Annotated in this window: 15 protein-coding genes and 1 tRNA gene; 1 reads left to right on the forward strand and 15 read right to left on the reverse strand. The window is 66.6% G+C overall.

Annotated elements, in window-relative coordinates; genetic code table 11:
• From gspN to OVY29_RS10040, 14 genes are all read right to left on the reverse strand, one after another.
• The gene (gene gspN, locus OVY29_RS09975; protein WP_037555184.1) at nt 1–717 is read right to left on the reverse strand and encodes a type II secretion system protein N; all 717 of its coding nucleotides are present in this window, start codon (nt 715–717) and stop codon (nt 1–3) included.
• Nucleotides 714–1,196, reverse strand: coding sequence for a type II secretion system protein GspM (gene gspM / locus OVY29_RS09980; protein WP_037555186.1), 483 nt, complete (start codon nt 1,194–1,196; stop codon nt 714–716). The genes gspN and gspM overlap by 4 nt, the downstream gene beginning before the upstream one ends.
• Nucleotides 1,193–2,338, reverse strand: coding sequence for a type II secretion system protein GspL (gspL, locus tag OVY29_RS09985; RefSeq protein WP_037555188.1), 1,146 nt, complete (start codon nt 2,336–2,338; stop codon nt 1,193–1,195). The genes gspM and gspL overlap by 4 nt, the downstream gene beginning before the upstream one ends.
• 266 nt (nt 2,339–2,604) lie before the next feature.
• Complete coding sequence (gene gspK, locus OVY29_RS09990; protein ID WP_037555189.1) at nt 2,605–3,612, reverse strand: type II secretion system minor pseudopilin GspK; 1,008 nt, start codon at nt 3,610–3,612, stop codon at nt 2,605–2,607.
• Complete coding sequence (gspJ, locus tag OVY29_RS09995) at nt 3,609–4,217, reverse strand: type II secretion system minor pseudopilin GspJ (protein WP_037555190.1); 609 nt, start codon at nt 4,215–4,217, stop codon at nt 3,609–3,611. Before gspJ ends, gspK begins: the two co-directional genes overlap by 4 nt.
• Nucleotides 4,214–4,579, reverse strand: a complete 366-nt coding sequence (gene gspI / locus OVY29_RS10000; protein WP_037555191.1) for a type II secretion system minor pseudopilin GspI — start codon at nt 4,577–4,579, stop codon at nt 4,214–4,216. Before gspI ends, gspJ begins: the two co-directional genes overlap by 4 nt.
• Nucleotides 4,569–5,114 (reverse strand): GspH/FimT family pseudopilin, encoded by a 546-nt coding sequence (locus tag OVY29_RS10005; RefSeq protein WP_081933067.1) that lies wholly within the window; start codon nt 5,112–5,114, stop codon nt 4,569–4,571. The genes gspI and OVY29_RS10005 overlap by 11 nt, the downstream gene beginning before the upstream one ends.
• Nucleotides 5,089–5,595: a type II secretion system major pseudopilin GspG gene (gspG, locus tag OVY29_RS10010; protein WP_052182202.1), complete on the reverse strand. Its 507-nt coding sequence runs from the start codon at nt 5,593–5,595 to the stop codon at nt 5,089–5,091. The genes OVY29_RS10005 and gspG overlap by 26 nt, the downstream gene beginning before the upstream one ends.
• A gap of 2 nt (nt 5,596–5,597) precedes the next feature.
• Entirely contained in the window at nt 5,598–6,812 is a 1,215-nt protein-coding gene (gene gspF / locus OVY29_RS10015; RefSeq protein ID WP_037555218.1) for a type II secretion system inner membrane protein GspF, read from the reverse strand.
• Entirely contained in the window at nt 6,805–8,298 is a 1,494-nt protein-coding gene (locus OVY29_RS10020) for a GspE/PulE family protein (RefSeq protein ID WP_037555194.1), read from the reverse strand. The genes gspF and OVY29_RS10020 overlap by 8 nt, the downstream gene beginning before the upstream one ends.
• Nucleotides 8,295–10,502, reverse strand: a complete 2,208-nt coding sequence (gene gspD / locus OVY29_RS10025) for a type II secretion system secretin GspD (RefSeq protein ID WP_037555196.1) — start codon at nt 10,500–10,502, stop codon at nt 8,295–8,297. The genes OVY29_RS10020 and gspD overlap by 4 nt, the downstream gene beginning before the upstream one ends.
• A 5-nt stretch (nt 10,503–10,507) precedes the next feature.
• Nucleotides 10,508–11,383, reverse strand: coding sequence for a type II secretion system protein N (locus OVY29_RS10030; RefSeq protein ID WP_037555197.1), 876 nt, complete (start codon nt 11,381–11,383; stop codon nt 10,508–10,510).
• A 329-nt stretch (nt 11,384–11,712) separates the two neighbouring features.
• On the reverse strand, nt 11,713–14,409 hold the full coding sequence (locus tag OVY29_RS10035) for a TonB-dependent receptor domain-containing protein (protein WP_313911215.1): 2,697 nt from the start codon (nt 14,407–14,409) through the stop codon (nt 11,713–11,715).
• A gap of 82 nt (nt 14,410–14,491) precedes the next feature.
• Nucleotides 14,492–16,060: a hypothetical protein gene (locus tag OVY29_RS10040; RefSeq protein ID WP_037555199.1), complete on the reverse strand. Its 1,569-nt coding sequence runs from the start codon at nt 16,058–16,060 to the stop codon at nt 14,492–14,494.
• 319 nt (nt 16,061–16,379) lie between these two features.
• On the opposite strand from OVY29_RS10040, the gene OVY29_RS10045 reads away from it, so the two are divergent.
• Nucleotides 16,380–16,466, forward strand: a tRNA-Leu gene (locus OVY29_RS10045).
• A gap of 225 nt (nt 16,467–16,691) precedes the next feature.
• On the opposite strand, the gene OVY29_RS10050 is transcribed toward OVY29_RS10045, so the two are convergent.
• Complete coding sequence (locus OVY29_RS10050) at nt 16,692–17,711, reverse strand: formylglycine-generating enzyme family protein (RefSeq protein ID WP_052182203.1); 1,020 nt, start codon at nt 17,709–17,711, stop codon at nt 16,692–16,694.
• Nucleotides 17,712–18,133: the final 422 nt, after the last annotated feature.

Here is an 18,133-nt window from a genome sequence, read left to right on the forward strand (position 1 = left end):
TCAGAAGCGGCCCGTGGTCGCCAGCACGAACCCGCCCGCGCCCGCCTTGAACCCGAGCGCGGCGAGCGCCGCCGCCATCGCCGGGTCGCGGTCGACATTGATCGCGAATTGCGCGCGATAGGCGCCGCTGCCGTCGAACGACAGCGTCAGCCTTTCCATGCCTGACTGGCTGGCAAGCGCGGCCTGCGCGCGCCCGTTCACGCAGCTGAGCGAACCCGACAGGCCGCGCGACAGATCGAGGCCGGCGATGGGCGCGCTGACCACGAGCCGGATCCGGCCGCCGGCGACGACGCATTTGCCCGTATCGTCGAAACGCACCGTCGCGCCTTCGAAACTGATCCTGTCCACCGGGACCGCGCCCAGCCCGCCCGCCATCGACGTCGTGCCGCTCACGTCGGACACGCCGCGCGGATCGCTGCCATAAAGGCGCCCGGCGAGCGCCCCCAATCTGTCATCGGTGCGCGCGAAAGCCAGTTCGACATTCCCGCCGAGAAGCGCGAGCGGCGAAAGGCTCGCGCGCACGGTTCCGAGCGGCAAGGCTCCGAACCGCGCTTCGACGAGTTCGCCCGACCAGACCGAGCCGCGAACGTCGCGCGCCGCAACCCCCGCCTCAGTCGCGCCCGACCAGGCCAGCGCGAGCCGCATCGGGAAGGTCGCGATAAGGAGCAGCAGCGCAAGCACCGCCCCGGCGACGATCCATCCTCTGCGCGCGGTCATCGCCCGCCCTTCCGGAGTTCGGCCGTCAGCCCGACGGTGCCGTCGGCGGCGGGGGTGATCGTCATTTGATCGACGACGAAGCCCTGCGCTTCGAGCGAAGCGAGCCAGTCGATCAGCACCGGCGTCTTGGCGGTCGCGATGGCGATCGTCGCCTGCCCGGCGCCCCGCGCCTCGTTGCGGTCAAGCGTCAGCCCGATCTCACCCGCCGATTGTGCAAGATATTGGTCGATCGCTTGCGCCTCTGCCGCCGCCGCACCCGATTTCGCGGGGGTCCGGCCGAGCAATTGCACCTTGGCCTTGACCCGTCCCTCGCGCTCGATCGCGGCGCGATGCTGGCTTTCGAGATCGATGAACCCCGCAACCGCGGGACGGGCGAGGCCCCAGATCAACACGCCAAGCGCCAATACGCCCGCAACGCCGACAAGCCAGCGTTCGCGCAGCGAAAGCCCGTTCCACCAATTTTTGAGCTTGTCGGTCATGGCACCGCCCGGATCGTCACATTGGCCATCTGCTGGCCGTCGCTGCCCGCCATCGGCTGCGCGGTGATGCGATAACCGCGCGCCTGCAGCGCGAGCAGCACCTGGTTGATATCCTCGACGCGCGGCGCGGCGAGCGTCGTCGTCAACGTCCCGTCGGTGCGGTGCGACAGCGTCTTGAGCGACACGCCGGGCGCATCGCCCATCGCATCGTAAAGCGCCGAGGCCGGAACCGAGAAAGCCAGCGGTCCGCCGCCGGCCGCCGCGAGGCGGCGGTCGAGTTCCGCCTCCGCCGCAGTGGCGTCGCTCGCCGTAACCCCGCCCTTTTTCGCCATCGCCACGACCGTCTCGTCGGCGCGGCCGGTGTCGGAAACGAGCCGCACCGCATGGACGACGGGAATGAGCAGGCTCACGACGACGAGCGCGATCAGCAAATATTTCGCTATCCGCAGCAGCGCCGGATCGACGGCCCAGCTTCGCTTGGGCTTCCATCCGCCGCTGAGCAGGTCGAGCGGCGGCGCGGCGAGCGTTAGCAACAGCGCTTCGCGCATCCGGTCGGGATCGAGCGGGGCGATGTCATGGCTACCCGCAATCAGCGCGTCGAGCTCGGGATCCGAGCGATAGGCGCGGTCGGCGCTGCGCACGATCTGCTCGCCGCCGACCTCTGCGGTCCACAGCATATCGGGCTCGGGCGGCGGCACCGCGGCGGCGGCGGGGATGACGGCGACGGGCGACAGATCGCGGGCCTTCAGCCATTCGGTCCACCCGGCCATGGCGGCATGGGTCGTGACCGCTACCGGGACGGCCTGTCCCGCGCCCGCCGGATGGCCCGTGACGACATGCAGCGATGCGGCATCGCCCAGGCTGTCCTTCAGCGCATCGATCCGCGCCGCGGCGGCAGCTTGCGCGGGCGCGGCGTCGGGATAATGGAGCCAGCGCAGCGGCACGTCGGCGGCGGGCGCCAGCGCGACCAGCCGGTCGTCGGCGCCATCATCCTGCGGCTTCTCCCACGCGCCAACCCAGCCGTCGTCCTGTCCCGAATCGACGATCACGCCATCATCGATGCGCAGCCATGCGGGGTGCGGCGCGCCTTCCTCGCCGAGCGCCGCCACCGGGGGCAGCCATAAAACCAGCGTGCGCGACATTTAGGGCATGAATCCGCATACGGCGCCGTCGAGGCGCCGAAATGGCGAAGATATCGGCTTCGCGTGGCCGCAGCGGACGGTGGTTCCGTCTGCAAGGCCGCGCGGAGACGAGATCGAAGCCATTTCGGCGTCCCTCCGGGATTTGACCGATTTTGTCCATGGCTGCGTCAGCGAGCCTTGGAATATACTCATATGCCTGCGTCTCGCTTCCTTGCCCTGAACAAAATCGCTTCAAACCTCGACGGTGCCGTATGCGGATTCATGCCCTAGTCCGCCTCGCCCCAATCGCGGCGCACGATCACCGGCGGCGTCATTCCGGCAGACGGCGCCCCGCCATTGGCATCGATCAGCGAAACTGCGGTCAAGAAACCGTCCCCCATCGTCACGTTCGTCGTCAGCGCGAGCCAGCGGCTGGTCACGCCCGCCTGTTCGGCAACATCACTCGGAGGCTTGCGGCCGTCGAACACACTCGCCTCCCAGAATCGCACGCTGCTGCCATAGCCGCCCGCGGGGCGCGCCGCCAGCGCCGTCCGTGCGTCGGCGATACCGATCTCGCCGGGCAGCAGCATCGCGACCAGCGGCGCCTGTTCGGGCGCAAGCGTATTGACGTTCAGCTTTACCGGATCGGTCACCGGCAGCACGCAGATCCAGGGCTTGAGCCGCGCATAGATCTTCGAGGTGACCCCGCGCACCGCGCGCAATTCGCTGACATCGGCCATCTTGCGGTTGGCGGGCAGATAGGCGCCCTGCATCGATCGATAGACATTATCCTCGGCACCCAGCCGGCCTTCGTTGCTGTCGCTGTCGATCCAGTCGGCCGCTGCGCCCGCAATCGCCTGCGCCTCTCCGTTTTCGATCCCGAGCAGCGTCATCAATTGGCCAAACTGACGCATCGCGCCCGATCGCTGACTGAACCGTCCCGGCACCGTTTCGGCGACCAGGCTGTTGAGGTTGAAGCAATTGTTCGCGTCGGTCAGCTTCGCCCGTCCTTCGCCGCCGGGCAGCGGCAGCGTGAAATCGCGCCCCAGCCAATTGCCCGCCAGCGTCAGTTTGGCCGGGTCGCGCCCGACAAGATCGGCGACCCGGCGCAGCGCGATCTGTTCGGCGGCGAAGGCATAGGCGCGTCCTTGATCGACCGTCGCGGCGCTGCCCGCGATGCGCGTAGCGAGTGTGAGGCGGTCGAGCGCCGTCGCGGCGATGACCGCCATCACCGCGACGAGCAGCAGCACGCTGAGCAGCGCAGCGCCGCGTTCACCTTTGGCATGGCGCTTCATGACGCCGGCGTCCCGATAGTGGGTGGCGGCAACGTCGGAGCGGTCAGGAACGACATCGTCAGCGTTTCGCGTCCCGTGCGCGTCAGTCGCACCTCCACCGCGCGCGGCAGCCGGTCGCCCGGCTCCGACGTCCAGTTTTCGTTCCAATTGCCGCGTTCGTCGCGATAACGCACGACAACCGCCGCAACCTCTCCCACGAGCCGGTCGCCTTCGCCCAGCGGGGTTCCGTCGAGCATCGGCTGCGTCGCGCGGCGCCACTCGCCCCCGACGAGCGCATAACCGACACGTTCGACGTTCGGACGCGAGCTGCCGTCGAGAGAGCCGGCGCCGCCATGGACGAAGGCAAAGCCGTTCGACGACCCGATGAAAGCAGGAATGGCTTCACCCGCCGGACCGCGCGTCGAGCGTTGGACCGCCTGCGCCAGATCGTTCGCCATCACGGCGCGGAGCCGGTTGATGCCGCCCATCGCCTTCAGCCGTTCCTGCACTGCGTCTTGGGTGTCGACGCTGCTGCGCAGGAGGCCGACGCCCATCGCCGCGATCGCCGCGAAAATGGAAAGCGCGACGAGCATCTCGACGAGGGTGAAGCCGCGTTCGCCTTTCATCGCGATGGCCGGATGATCGTCAGCGCCGCCTGCCCGCGCCCGCTTTCGGATCGCACGAGCAGGTCGATGCGGAGCAGCGCGTCGTCGGCGGTCCTCGCAACGCGCTGTTCGACGCGCCAGTTGCGCCCGGCGTTGGAAACGCCGATCGCGCTGTTGCCGATTGTCGGCGGCGCGGGGTCGGTCCACAGCTCGACCGCGCGGTTCTGCGCGACGACGCCCGCCATCGTGCTTTCGTCGAGGTCGCCGGCGGTGCGGACCGCATAGGCGTCGAGGCGGACGAGCGCGAGCGCGGCGATGCTGATGACGCTGAGCGCGACGAGCATTTCGAGCAGGGTGAACCCGCTTTCATGCTCACCGGCCACGGCTGACCTCCCCGGTAGCAGAGACGCGCACGACCTCGCGCGCATCGCCCCCGGCAAGCACAATGGCCTGCGGGGTCGGGCTGGTGCCGACCCGGTCGAAGAGCAGGCGCGCCGCGCCGCGTCCGTCCCCCGCCGCAAAGCGGACGTCGCCGGGCCAGTTTCGCTGTTCGAAAGCACGGCCCGGCAGCACTTGCCATTCGCCGGCGACCCGCCGTTCGAACCCATAGCCCGAGGGCGCGAAATTGACCGCGACGCTGCGCCCCTCGATCACCGCGACATCCCGCGCGGCGGCAAGCCGCGCCGCAAGCCGGTCGGCCTCGCTGCGCACCGTGCGTTCCTCGCCCGGAATGGTGAGCACAACCGCGGTCGCGGCGAGCGCCATAATCGCGAGCACGACCATCAGTTCGACGAGAGTGAAGCCGCGATCATCGGCACTTGATCGCACCCCCGCGGAGGGCGTTCGGAGGCGCGGGACTCCGAACGCGGCCCAGACCTGACGCGGACGCGCCTCAGGCGTCGCTGCGAATATCCGCATTGTCGTCGGTCCCGCCGGGGGCGCCATCGGCACCGAGCGACCAGACGTCGAACGCCTTTCCGTTCGGCCCCGGCGCCTGATAATTATAGGGGCGCCCCCACGGATCGGCGGGCAGTTTCTTGATATAGCCGCCGCGGCGATAGCGTTCGGGCTGGGCCAGCGCAGGAGGTGCGGTGACAAGCGCGTTCAGCCCGTCGGTAGAAGCCGGATAGACCAGATTGTCGAGCCGATATTGTTCGAGCGCATTTTCGAGCGTCGCGATATCGGCCTTCGCCTTGGTCACCATCGCCCGGTCCTGGCTCGGGAGGACGTTGATCATCACCACGGTCGCGAGCAGCCCGATGATGAAGATGACGACCATCAATTCGGTCAGCGTGAAGCCGCGCTCGTCCTTCTTGCGGCGGCGGTGAACGGGGGAGCGGCCCCGATCCGAAAAGGACGTATCGAGCATCAGGTGAAGGAATAGCTTCATCAGCGACATTTTCATAGTCCGGCTAGATTCTGCAACTGAAGGATCGGCAGCAGAATGGCGAGGATGATCAGGGCCACGCACGACCCCATAACGACAATTATGACAGGTTCGAGAAGCGCCATCGACGCGGCCGTAAAACGGTCGAATTCGCGCTCGAGATAATCGGCCGCGCGTTCGAGCATCACCTCGAGCCGCCCGGCGCTTTCGCCGCTCGCGGTCATATAGACGAGCAGCGGTGGGAACACCCCGGCGTCGCGGAGCGCGGCCGAGAGGCCGCCGCCGGCGCGCACCTGATCGACGATGTTGGCGGTCGCGCCGGCGAGCGCGGCGTTGCGGATCGTCGGCACGGTCAGTTTCAGCCCTTCGACAAGCGGCAGGCGGCTCGACACCATCGTCGACAGCGTCCGCGCGAAGCGCGCCGCGTAGAGGTCGCGGAGGAGGCGCCCCAAGAGCGGCAGGCGGAGAAGGCGGGCATCGACCGCGGCCTTGAACGCCGGACGGCGCAGCGCGGCGGCCCAGCCGAACGCGGCAGCGACGATGAGCAGCGCGATCAGCCACCACCAATTGGCGGCGAAGCTGGAGATCGCGATCACCGCGCGGGTCAGGAAAGGCAGCTGCTGGCCGGTGTCGGTGAACTGTTCGACGACGCGCGGGACGACGAAGATCATCAGCGCCGCGACGACCCCGATCGCGACGATCGCGAGCACGATCGGATAGGCGAGCGCGGCGATCAGCTTGCCGCGCACTTCGGCCTGGCGTTCGAGCAGGTCGGCGAGGCGCGCGAGGATCGTGGTGAGGCTGCCGGTCGTTTCGCCCGCTGCGACCATTGCGCGATAGAGCGGCGGAAAGCTGCCGGGCTGGCGACCCATCGCGTCGGCGAGGCGGCGGCCTTCGAGCAGGCCGGCGTGGACGTCGCCGATAATCGCGCGCGCGCTTTCGGCCTCGCTCTGACGCGTCAATGTGCGCAGCGCCTCTTCGAGCGGCGCGACCTCGGCGAGCGTCGCGAGCTGGCGGGTAAAAAGCGCCAGTTCCTTGGCTGACAGTTTGGTCTTGCGGAACGCGAGCAGCGAGCGACCGGCGGGTTTCGCTCCGGCGGCTTCGACCGCAACGATGTGGAATTTCCGCCGCACCAGATCGGCGCGCGCGGCCTCGTCGTTCGCGGCGGTCAGCCGTCCCTTGCGCTCGCGGCCTTGGGGATCGATCGCCACATAGCGATAATCAGGCATCGACATCCTCGCGCCGCGCGATGCGGATCGCCTCTTCTGCGGTCGTCAGCCCCTTCGCGACCATCGACCGCGCCGCCGAGGCGAGCGTCGGCGATTTGAGGAAGGCGTGCTTGGCGATCATCGCCTCGTCGCCGCCGGCGTAGATATAGCGGCGCACCGTCTCGTCGACCTTGATCGCCTCGAACACGCCGATGCGCCCCTTGAAGCCGGTGCCGCCGCACGCCTCGCAGCCTTTGGGGCGCCAGATGACGGTTCCGATGTCGAGGCCGAGCATCGCGGCGACGCTGTTGTCGGCCTGGACGGGTTCGCGGCAATTTTCACAAAGTTTGCGCACAAGTCGCTGCGCAAGAACGGCCCGGAGAGTCGAAGCCAGAAGAAAAGGCTCTACTTTCAAATCTTTAAGTCGCGTTATTGCGCCGACCGCATCATTGGTGTGGACCGTCGAGAGGACGAGGTGGCCTGTGAGCGAGGCTTGCACCGCGATGTCGGCGGTTTCGCGGTCGCGGATTTCGCCGACCATCACGACATCGGGATCCTGGCGCAGGATCGCGCGCAGACCCGCGGCGAAGTCGAGCCCGACCTTGCTGTTTACCTGCGTTTGTCCGACCCCGTCGACGGCATATTCGACCGGATCTTCGACGGTCAGGATATTGCGCTGGCCGTCGTTGAGTTGCTTCAAGGCGGCGTAGAGCGTCGTCGTCTTGCCCGAGCCCGTCGGGCCGGTGACGAGGATGATGCCATTGGGTTCGGCGAGCGCCTCGCGCAATATCTGATCGGCGGCGCCCGACAGACCGAGCACGTCGAAGTCGATCCCCGCCGTGTCCTTGTCGAGAATACGCATCACGACCCGCTCGCCCGCGCGGCTCGGCAAGGTCGAGACGCGGACGTCGACCGCTTTCCCCGCGAGCGTCAGCCCGATGCGGCCGTCCTGCGGCACGCGGCGTTCGGCAATGTCGAGGCGCGCCATCACCTTGATGCGGCTGACGACGACGGGGGCGACATGCGGCGGCATGCGGAGATGCTCGCGCAGCACGCCGTCGGCGCGCATCCGCACGACAAGCCCGCTTTCATAGGGCTCGATGTGGATGTCGCTGACCCCCTGCCGCACCGCTTCGGCGATGATCGCGTTGATCAGGCGGATCGCCGGGGCGTCGTCGGCGCTGTCGAGCAGATCCTCCGCGCTGGGGATGCCGAGGTCGAGGTCGCTGCCGTCGAGCGAGCCCGCCATCGCGGCGGCCGAGCTGTCGACGGCATAATGGTCGGAGAGCAGCCGGTCGAAATCGGCGGCATCGGCGGTCGCGACGCGGAGCGGCTGCGCGAGATAGCGTTTGACCTCGATCAGCACCGCGGGATCGCTGCCCTCACGCAGCGTCGCGAGCCACACGCCGTTTTCGCCCGGCGCGATGACGACGCCATGCGTGCGCGCGAAACCGTAGGGAATATCAACCGGCGCCGGGGAAGGCGCCGCCGGTTCGATGTCGGTCACGGATAGTCTCCGGCAGGCGGGGCGGGCGCCTCGGACGTCGAGGGCGGAACATCGGTCGTGATCACGCTGCCGTCGGGGCGGCGCAGTTCGGGGAGGTTGACCGGGCCGACCGTCACGTCGGCCGGCGTCGGCGGCGACGGCGGCGTCGTGCCCATATAGTCACGCACCAGCGTGTCGATCGCGGGTTCGACATCGGGATTCCGCTGGAGCTGGAAGTCGCGGATATAGCCGTAGCGGCGCGCGGTGAGCGCGGCATTGTCTTCGCGGCTCTTGAGGATGGTCGGGCGGATGAAGACCATCAGGTTGGTCTTTGACCGCGTCCGGCTGCGCGACTTGAACAGTTCGCCGATCAGCGGAATATCGCTGAGGAGCGGAATCCGCTCGATCGTCTTGCGCTCGTCGTCGTTGAGCAGCCCCCCGATCGCGAGGATTTCGCCGTCGTCGACGGTCAGCACGGTTTCGAACGCGCGCTTGTTGATGATGAGGTCGCTGTTGCGCGACGACACCGGCCCCGCGACGCTCGACACTTCCTGGCGGAGGAACAGCTTGACCTCGCCCGCGCCGTTGACCTGCGGCGTCACGTCGAGCTTGATGCCGACCTCTTCGCGCTGGACGGTGCGGAAGGCTTCGTCGAAATTGTCGCTGAGCGCCTCGCCCGTCGTGATCGGCACTTCCTGCCCGACGAGGAATTTCGCCGCCTGATTGTCGAGCGTGACGATATGCGGGGTCGCGAGCAGGTTCGACGTCGTGTCCGATTTCACCGCGTTGATGATCGCGCCGAAGATCGTGTTCTTGCCGATGTCGCCCGCAAAGCCAGCGAAGCCGCCCGTGGCCTGAAGCAGCTGCGCCGCCGCGGCCTCCTGAAACGCGTCGCCGAGCGCGCTCGACGTCGTGGTCACCACGGTCGTACCGTCGGTGGTCGTCGTTTCCTCGCTGATCTGCGTCGAGGCATAGGCGCCGCCGAGCGTCAGGATATTGGGCGACGCATTGCTGTAGCTCGTCGCAACGAACGGGATATTCTTGCCGCCGAGCAGGAACTGGACGCCCAGCTTCTTGGCCGCGTCGTCGCCGATCTCGACCACGATCGCCTCGACGAGCACCTGTTGCCGCCGGCTGTCGAGCTGGCGGATCAGCTCGCCGAGCATCCGCTGCACTTCGCTGTTCGCCGCGACGATGATCGCGTTCGCGCCCTCGTAGCGCGTGACGATCGCGGGACCGCGAGTCGAGATGCTGCCGCTGCCGCCCGCGCCGGTCGAGGTCGCGGCGGGTGCGGCGGCGGGCGCGGGTGCGCTGCCGCCATTCGAGGAAGAAGTCGAGGTCGAGGCGGACGCGGGCGGCAGGCCCGCCTTTTGCGCGGGGTCGCTGCCGCCGCCGATCAGCTGCTGGAGCGTCGGGAGCAATGTCTCGGCATTGGCATGTTCGAGCCAATAGACGCGCAGTTCGGTGCCGCCCGCAGCCTTGGCATCGAGATCATTCGCCATCGCGACGAAGCGCGCGACGAGCGCCTGATCGCCCCTGAGCGCGATCGCATTGCTGCTGTCGATCGGCACGATCGCGACCGGCGCGCGCGCGCCCTCCCCCGCCGCGGGCACCAGCGCGGCGAGCGCGGCAGCGATTTCGCGTGCCCCGGCGTTCTTGAGCGTGACGATCTGGCTGGTCGAACTGTCGCGGTCGATGCTGGCGGCGAGCGACCGGATGCGGCGGATATTGTCGGCGAAGTCGGCCACGACGAGGCTGTTGGCGTTGCGGTTCGCGGTGAGCGAGCCCTGCGGGCTGACGAGCGGGCGCAGCGTTTCGACCGCCGCGACGGCGTCGATATGCCTGAGGCGGATGATTTCGGTGACGAACTGGTTCTGCGCCGCGCGCGCGCTGCCGATGCGGCCGGGCTGCGATGCCGCGCCGTCGATCGGCTGGATGCGATAGCTGCCGTTCGGCCCCGGCACCGCGACGAGGCCGTTCGAACGGAGGGTTGCGAGGAAAATCTCGAAATATTCGCTGCGCGACAGCGGCCGGTCGGTGACCACCGACACCTTGCCGTTGACGCGCCCGTCGATCACGAAGGTGCGTCCGGTGATCCGCGCCGCATCCTGGATGAAGGCGCGAATATCAGCGTCGCGCACGTTCAGCGTATATTGGGCGACCGCAGGCGCCGGTGTGGCGGAAACGAGCGCGGCGGCAAGCATGAGCGAGAGTTTAAGACGCATAGAACCTATTGCTTCGAAAGGAAGATGGCGACGGGAACGACGCTGGCGCCGCGTTCGACCTCAAGCGCGATACGCGCGCCCGGGGCAAGTTGATTGGCAAGCGCCGCGACGTCGCTCGCCGAGGTGATCGGGCGGCCGCCGACCGAGCGGATGACGTCGCCGGGGCGCAGACCCGCGGCGCGGAAGGTGGCGCCGTCGCCCTGCGGCTGGACGACGATGCCGGTGATGCTACCCTCTTCGGCGCGCGGCGCAAAGGCGACGCCCGCCTTGATCGCTGCGGGGGTCATTTCGCCGCTGGTGGCCGACGGCGCCGCGCCGATTTCGGGCGTCGGCGCGGGGAGCGCCGTTCCCGGACTGGCGACGGGCGCCTCACCGCTCTGGTCGAGAAACAGGCTTTCGCGCGCGCCGCCGCGATCGAGCAGCACATGGTCGAACGCGACGCCGGCAAGCTTCAGCCCCGGCGCGATCTCGTCGCCGACGGCATAGCTCGTCTGCACCCCGTCCTCGCCCGCGATGATCGCCGACCCGCCGCCCGTCGCTTCGTTGAGGTTGATCCCGAACAGCGTGAGCCCGGCCGAGGTCACGGTCGCGGTGGCGGGACCCTGAACATTGCCGCGGAAAAAGGGATCGAGGCTAGTGAAGAGCGAACGCCGTTCGGCGGGCGATGCGATGACGGCGGTCTGCGGCTGCCACGCGCCGAGCGGCGAGAGCGGCGTGAGCAATGTCCAGAGCAGGCGGACGCCTTGCCAGATCAGGAGCGCGCCGAGCAGGCCGACGAGCAGGTGCGGCCAGATTTCGCGCGGGGTCCGCTTGCGAACGCGGAGCCACGAGGGCAGCGCGCGCGGCAGCCGAACGGCCGATCCGGACATCAGCGTTGCCATGTGGTTATCTGTCCCCCAACCGAAAGAGCATCTCGCGAATCGCCTAGGGGCGATTGGTGACAATCAGTTGACGGCAAGATTACAGTTTTTTGTCAGCCGGGCGAGTCCGGTGCGGTGGGGCGCTTCGCATAAGCCTCTCCCCTTTAGGAGTGTCAGGTCGGTCATGCCCCCGGCATGACCTAAACCGTCCGGGGGACGGTTTACCTGACACTGGGTTGGGGTGGGGGCCATCGGCCTTGCGCAAGGCCGATGGCCCCCACCCGCTGCGACTAAGCCAGCAAGCTGGCAAGTCTCGCTGCCCTCCCCTGAAGGGGAGGGCGTCAGTTGGGTCAAAACTTGATCGAAGCGCTGAGCGAGAAGGTGCGGCCCAGCTTGTAGCGGTTGAAAAAGATCTTGTTGTCGCCCGAGGTCTGGACTTCCTGATATTTGCGCCCCGTGAGGTTGCGCGCCTCGAACTTCAGTTCGATTTCCTTGTTCAGGAGATTGATTCCCTGCCGCGCGACGAAGTCGAGCTGGATGCCGGGCTTTTCCTTGAGGTCGGGCTGGCCCGACGGGCCGCGGCTGGTCACGCGCGGGCTGGCGTAGGTCAGGAGCAGGGTCTGCTGCGAGAGCCGGTCCTGATCTTCGAGCCCGATCTGGAAATTGACCAGATGGTCCGACTGGCCGGTCAGCGGCGCCCCGTCGAAGAAGAAGTTCTCCGCATTCTGCACCACGCCGTTGATGACGGTCGTGTCGCCATCGCCGACCTTGATCTCCGATTTGGTGTAGGTGTAGTTGCCGATCAGCACGAGGCGGCGGCTTTGCCAGAAGGGCGAATCCGATAGCGTGTCGAGCGGAAGATATTTCTGCACTTCAAGCTCGGCGCCATAAAGGGTCGCCTTCGGCGCGTTGGCGTAGCTGCTGTTCACCGACGAGTCCGAAATCGAGGTATAGGTTTCGATCGGATTGTCGATCGACTTGTAGAAGCCGGCGACCGTCAGGCGCTGATCCTTGTCAAAATACCATTCATAACGGGCTTCGGCATTCCACAGCTCGCTGTCGGTCAGCGAAGGGTTACCACGGAACAGACGGTTCGATTCGGGATCCTGATAGACCTGTGCCACCAGTTCGCGGAACTGCGGGCGGGCAATCGTTTTCGATCCGTTGAGGCGCAGCTGCATATCGGGCGCGACTTCCCAGGTCAGCGTGACGCCCGGGAGCCAGTAATCATTGTCGAGGTTTGTTTCGACGATCGCCGACGATCCGGTGCCGAACAGGTCGATCGGGACAACGGTCTGCTTCGCCTCTTCATAGCGCACGCCGGCGTTGACATTGACGCCCGCCGTCAGCTCGGCCTGCACCTGCGCATAGCCTGCATGGGTGGTCAGCTTCGCATCGAAGGCCGCCGTGCCGTCCTGCGCCGAAGTTTCGAGCAGCGAGATGTCGTACAGCTGAATCGTCGCGTCGGAGAGCAGATAGTCGGGGCGCAGCTGCTGCACCTCGATCGGCAGGTTCGACGCGCGGAACTGGAAGGTGCGGCGTTCCGAAATGCGGTGCGTGTCGGTATAGGCATAACCGACCGTGGCGGTGATCCGCGGCGCCAGTTCGTACGACAGATCGACGCCGCCCGACCACAGATCCTCGTTGAGGTCCGAAAAGGCGATCGTCGCGTCGCCGCGGTTGCCGCCGAGGTCGTTAACGAACTTGTCGCCCACCGGGTCGCCCGGCTGGTTGGTGCGGACATAGGTGAAGCCGCGCTCATAGGGCGCCTCGCGCTGCGAATTGGTGTAGGCGCCGCGCAGGTCGAGCTTCAGCCGGTCGAATTTGAATTCGCCGACCAGCTGCGTATTGATCAGCTGGCGCTCGTACCAGGCCGTGTCCTGCTTCATGATGTCGCGGTCCGACTGGTTGGCGTCGGTACCGAGCGCGAGGCGCGCCTGCTTCAACGTGTCGCGGATATAGAGGTTGGTCCAGCGGATCTTGTGATCGCCAAGTTCGAGCCCGAAGCCGAGCAGCCCGTTCACCACGACACGATTGTCGGTGATGACGCGGTTATAGCTCGTCTGCGGGTCGCCCGAGAGGTCGTCGTTGACCGAGGTCTGCTGGAGCGTGTCGCGCGTGCGCCATTTGTTGCTGATCCCGGCGGTCGCGATGATCCCGAGTTCGCCATCGGGAAGCTGGATCGTCGTGCCGCCGGTGATGCCCGCCGACCAATTCACCGGGATATGGTTGTTCTGTTGCAGCAGCGTGGTTTCGGCGTTCACCAGCTCCATCTGGATCGCTTCGAGCTGGTCCTGCGAGAAATCGGCGCCTGCGAGGATCGGCTTGCCGCTCTTCAGCGCAGCGCTCAGCAGCGGCGGAACGTCGCGCGTGCCGTCGTCGAATCCCGTCCAGTCGGTGTCGCTGCCATAATAGGTATAGCCGAGTTCGTTGGTCGTCTCGCTGTCCCAGCCGATGCCGCCCGAGAAGGTGAGGAAGGTCTCGCGCGGGGTGGCCTTGGTCGTGAGGTTGATCACGCCGCCGCCGAATTCGCCGGGGAAGTTCACCGAGAAGCTCTTTTGCACGAGCGTCGAGTCGATGACGTTGGTCGGGAAGATGTCGAGCGGAACGACGCGCTTCAACGGTTCGGGGCTGGGCAGCGGCGATCCGTTGAGCAGCGCGAGCGAATAGCGGTCGCCGAGGCCGCGGACATAGACGAAACCGCCGCCGACGACCGACAGGCCGGTCACGCGCTGCAGCGAGCCCGAAATATCGCCTTCGCCGGTGCGCGCGATGTCGGCCGACGAAAGCGACGACACGACTTCGGGCGTCGCACGGACGATATTGGGGGTATAGCGGCCGGTGACGACGATTTCCTGATCGGCGCCGCCGGGAATCGAAACATCCGCTTCTTCTTCGGGCGCCGCCGTGTCGTCGGCAACCGCTTCATCGGCAGCGGGCGGCGCATCGGCAGCGGGTTCGGCGCTGGCGTCCTGCGCGAGCGCGGCCGGCGCAACGAGCGCGGAACTAAGGAGAAGCAGGCTGGCGAAGATCGGCCGCTTGGTCATGGTGAAAATCCCCAAGGTATATGCAGGAAGGGAGCGGGCCAGCCCGTCAGGCGTGCCCGCTCCCCGTTTGGATCGCGAGCGATCAGGTCGTCGGGATGGCGCTGCAGCTGCCGCTCGACGTACCGAAGTCCGCCGTCGCCGAGTTGCAGGTCCAGCCCTGGTACCAGGTGTCGTTCGCGTCGCGGACCGCGCCGACATAGGCCGTGGTGTCAAAGAAGGACGCGATCGTCTTGGCGTCGAACGCCGCGAAACCCGTTTCGGTGGCGCCATTGACGAACAGGCTGGTCAGGCTGGGCGTGTAGTCGAAGCGGTTGTTCGTCCCGGCGGTGAAGATCGCCTGGACTTCGGCGTCCGTCACGGCCGGGCTGCCGCCGCCGCGGAACGGGCGGGCGGCGCTGCACTTCGCCGAGACCGAGAAGAAGCGCGGCGGCCCCTGTTCGTCGGCACCCGTCGTCTGCGTCGTCGACGTGCTGTCGATGCGGAAGCACGACGTATCGGTCGTCAGCAGGCCGTTCGCGAAGGTGTAGTCGGCACCGCCGCGGATGCGGATGGCGGCCGCATTGCTGTTGTTCGCGTTACGGTGGATGAAGGTGAAGTTCGAGATCGTCACATTCTGACGCGGCACCGCCTGTTCGTTGCCGTCCGAGTCGATTTCCATCATCGAGTCGCCAACCGTCCCGCCGGCCCGGCCGATCGCAATCGCATATTGGATATTGCCCTTGTAACCGACGTCGGTGTCGAAGGCGTCATCTTCGGCCCCGGTGACGATCATATGCTTGAAGTTCGGGCGGCCGCCGAAAACTTCCATGCCGTCGTCCGAGCTGTTGTGGATCTGGATGTGATCGAACTGGGTGCCCGAACCGACGCCCGACGGGGTCAGGCCCTGCAGTTCCTTGTCGGCGCTGAGGATGAAGCCCGAATAGCGGATTTGGACATAGGACATGCGGCCCGAATTGTCTGCCGGCTGCGCGCCGCCGTATAGTGCGTTCGACGTACCCTCGGTATCGCGTTCGCAATCGACGGTACCTTCGGCGGCGCCCGGTGCGAGGCAGTCGGTGACCGGCGCGCGGCCGAGCAGTACGACCCCGCCCCAGAGCTGCGAGGTGTTGTCGCCCGCCGAACCGACGACGTTGCCACGGCCGGTAAAGACGATCGGCTGCGTCGGGGTGCCGACGGCGTCGATCCGGTTGCCGCGGTTGACGACAAGGTACGAAACGCCCGTCGAACCGAAGATGGTAACGCCCGGATCGATCGTCAGCGTGACGGCAGTGTTGGTGCTAGCGGCGCCCTGATCGGTGCCGACGTCAACGCGGCCGGGCAGCGAATAGATGACGCCGTCCACCTTCGGGATCGCCGTCGTCGAATTGAAGCGCGCGGGGAAGCCGCAGTTGCGCCAGGTGCCTTCGTTACCGGCGATTGTGCCGAGGTCGGTCAGCTGGTCGGCACCGGCGATGCTCGGACAGGCGTCGGCCGGGGTCACGCCGGTCGGCGTGGGCGTCGGGGTCGGGGTCGGAGTGGGCGTCGGGGTCGGCGCGGGAATCACGATCACGCCTTCGCCCGGCGACGCAACGCCATCGGCGCCGCACGCCGCAAGAATGGAACAGGCCACGCCGCTGAGCATGACCAAACGAATGCGTGCGAAAGCCGCCATGAAAATCTCCGTCCCGGTGTGCGCCCCCAATCGGTCGAGCAGCGCCCCTGATGAAAAACACGCCGCGGGCGAGAAGAAGAATTGCTGACTCGCCCCCGGTGACGCCGCCACTAGGGTGATTCGATGACGGTCTGACGCCAGAGCCGTGACAGTTGCATGACTCTTTCGAGTCCGTTCGATGACAACGGCAGCCGTCGCGGCCTGCGTTTGCCGGCGCGCGCGAAAATAAAAGCGGCGAAGCTCGCTTGCATCCCCCTCAAAGCTTTGCTAGGCGCCCGCTCCTACCTGGTGCCGGACCCGATCCGGACCATCATGATGTGCGGTCGTGGCGGAACTGGTAGACGCGCAACGTTGAGGTCGTTGTGGCCGAAAGGCCGTGGAAGTTCGAGTCTTCTCGACCGCACCATCATCGCCGTTTGTGGCGTATCTTCAGTAGCTTGGCCAGAGGCGGGGAGAGAAAGCCCCGGCACCCCCTACATGGGCGGGTGCGCGCAGAACGACGCCGCGGTGCCAAGGCGTAAACCCCGCCTGCGCATGATCGCGTCAAGCGTCTCGGTTTAGGCGGCGCGCGCGATGGTCGCGACGCACTCCGCGCCAGCGGCGCTGCCGATGAAAGCGCGACGGCCCAGCATCAGCCCCCCGGCGCCTGATCGTAGACGAGGCGGAAGCCGACGTTGCTCGTGCCGAGCCCGGGATCACGGCCCTGCCGCGAGGCCGGGCGATAACGCTGGCAATAATTGGGGGCGCAAAGATAGCTGCCACCCTTGACGGTGCGCGACGGCATGCCTGGGTTCAGCGGGTCATAGGCGTTGTTTTCGCTTGGGCCCCTGGGATTGTCCGTCTCGTCCGGGTTATGACCCGGCTTGAAAAAGTCCGACGTCACTTCCCAGACGTTGCCGACCATGTCGTAGAGCCCGTTGGCATTGGGCTTGTAGCAGCCGACCGGCGACACGCCCTTGAAGCCGTCGCTTGTCGCATTGTAGTTCGGGAAGGCGCCCTGCCAGCTGTTCGCTTCTTCAGGCTGGACGTTTTTCGACCGCTGCCCGGCGCTCGCCGCATATTCCCATTCGGCCTCGGTCGGAATCCGCCCGCCCGCCCATTTGGCATAAGCGACCATATCGTCCCACGCCAAGTGCACGACGGGTTCGTTGGCGACCTGGTCGGCACCGGTCGGACCATAGGGCTTTTTCCAGTTGGCCCCCGGAACATATTTCCACCAGTCGGCATAGTTGTTCGACGGAAAGTCGGGCGGGGTGAACACTGCCGACCCGGCCTTCAGCATATCGGCCGGAATCTGCTCGACGGGCACCTGAAACTGCTTCGGATCGACGGGCTTTTCGGCGACGGTGACATAGCCGGTCGCCTTCACGAACGCGGCGAACTGGCGGTTCGTCACTTCATGCGGATCGATCCAGAAGCCCGCGACCGTCGTCTTCCGCACGGGGCCTTCCTCGGCATAGACGTCGTCCTCGCCCATTTCGAAGGTGCCGCCGGCAAGCTTGACCGGCGTGTCGGCAATGCCCGGGCATTTGCGCGGCGCAGCGGCAGCGACCCGATTGTCTTCGGACTCGCTCTCGCTGCATGCGGATGCCGCGAGGAGGATGCCGGCGCCCACGACGGGCGCGAAGAAAAACAGGGGCGAGCGGGTCATGATCTTCTCCTGAGGCACCTTGGCATTGCCACCACAACCGGGGCTGAACGCCTTCGCGGCCAAGGTCAATGGGCGAGCGCGGGCGCTGCGCCAGCGGTCCGCTCGACCCGTACATGGCCGGTCACGACGAGCAACCAGCCGCTGCGCGCGGGCAAGGAGCGTTCATGACGGCGGCACCTAACAGCAGTCCCGAACCGCATCTTTGCCGACGATGGAACCGGAAGCCGGCAATTCCTGAAATCAAGCTTTTATCAACGCAGAGGCTGCTGAAGTGCGCCCCAAGTCGTTCATCAAATCTGATAATGGAAGATTCTCTGGTAGCGGAGGAGGGACCCATATCAAGGTATTAATTATCTGTTTTCACACGATTTATTTTGACGACCGCTCGAAAACCGCCCCAGTTTTAGCCCCCATTCGACGAG

The organism is Sphingopyxis sp. SE2 (assembly GCF_032227185.1).
Classification (GTDB): domain Bacteria; phylum Pseudomonadota; class Alphaproteobacteria; order Sphingomonadales; family Sphingomonadaceae; genus Sphingopyxis.

Coding starts and splice junctions, on each gene's coding strand:
- gspK (WP_037555189.1), bottom strand. CDS start 3,612: ATGAAGCGCCATGCCAAAGGTGAACGCGGCGCTGCGCTGCTCAGCGTG.
- gspN (WP_037555184.1), bottom strand. CDS start 717: ATGACCGCGCGCAGAGGATGGATCGTCGCCGGGGCGGTGCTTGCGCTG.
- gspM (WP_037555186.1), bottom strand. CDS start 1,196: ATGACCGACAAGCTCAAAAATTGGTGGAACGGGCTTTCGCTGCGCGAA.
- OVY29_RS10050 (WP_052182203.1), bottom strand. CDS start 17,711: ATGACCCGCTCGCCCCTGTTTTTCTTCGCGCCCGTCGTGGGCGCCGGC.
- OVY29_RS10005 (WP_081933067.1), bottom strand. CDS start 5,114: ATGCGGATATTCGCAGCGACGCCTGAGGCGCGTCCGCGTCAGGTCTGG.
- gspG (WP_052182202.1), bottom strand. CDS start 5,595: ATGTCGCTGATGAAGCTATTCCTTCACCTGATGCTCGATACGTCCTTT.
- gspD (WP_037555196.1), bottom strand. CDS start 10,502: ATGCGTCTTAAACTCTCGCTCATGCTTGCCGCCGCGCTCGTTTCCGCC.
- OVY29_RS10040 (WP_037555199.1), bottom strand. CDS start 16,060: ATGGCGGCTTTCGCACGCATTCGTTTGGTCATGCTCAGCGGCGTGGCC.
- OVY29_RS10035 (WP_313911215.1), bottom strand. CDS start 14,409: ATGACCAAGCGGCCGATCTTCGCCAGCCTGCTTCTCCTTAGTTCCGCG.
- gspJ (WP_037555190.1), bottom strand. CDS start 4,217: ATGAAAGGCGAACGCGGCTTCACCCTCGTCGAGATGCTCGTCGCGCTT.
- gspF (WP_037555218.1), bottom strand. CDS start 6,812: ATGCCTGATTATCGCTATGTGGCGATCGATCCCCAAGGCCGCGAGCGC.
- gspL (WP_037555188.1), bottom strand. CDS start 2,338: ATGTCGCGCACGCTGGTTTTATGGCTGCCCCCGGTGGCGGCGCTCGGC.
- OVY29_RS10030 (WP_037555197.1), bottom strand. CDS start 11,383: ATGGCAACGCTGATGTCCGGATCGGCCGTTCGGCTGCCGCGCGCGCTG.